This window comes from Porphyromonas uenonis 60-3 (assembly GCF_000174775.1).
GTDB classification, from domain to species: domain Bacteria; phylum Bacteroidota; class Bacteroidia; order Bacteroidales; family Porphyromonadaceae; genus Porphyromonas; species Porphyromonas uenonis_A.
Map to the genome: position 1 here is coordinate 1 of NZ_ACLR01000008.1, position 517 is coordinate 517.

1 protein-coding gene is annotated in these 517 nt (G+C 53.0%); it reads left to right on the plus strand.

Annotated features, from left to right (window positions below):
- Positions 1 to 517, plus strand: a 517-nt coding sequence (locus PORUE0001_RS00195) for a DDE-type integrase/transposase/recombinase (RefSeq protein WP_007364417.1), incomplete at both ends; no start/stop codon positions are given.

Here is a 517-nt window from a genome sequence, read left to right on the forward strand (position 1 = left end):
AGACGACCAAAGGAGTAGTCAATCACGGCTTCCAAGACCACCTGAACACCACCCCTAAGTACATCGCCACCGACCATTGCCGGCTCACCGTCTCAGACATAACCTACGTCAAGTGTTTAGGGGGCTTCGCATATCTCTCCCTGACGATGGATGCTTATAGCCGCATCATCACCGGCTTTGACCTGCAGCCCACGCTCTCCACAGAGGGCCCCTACAACGCACTAAAACAGACCGTTGACTTCTACCAAAAGCATGGCTTTGACCTCAAAGGACTCATCTTCCATAGCGACCGAGGCTGTCAATACGTCTCCAAGCAGATGACCGACTACGAGGCCAGCCTAGGCATCGTAACCAGCGTCACCCAGACAGGCAACCCTCTCCACAACGCTATGGCAGAGCGACTTAACGGGATCATCAAGAACGACTGGCTCTACAACTTTGAGGACAAACCCATAGAAGAAGTTCGAGAGATCCTCTCGCAAACGATTGCTCTCTATAACACAGCGCGTCCTCATCG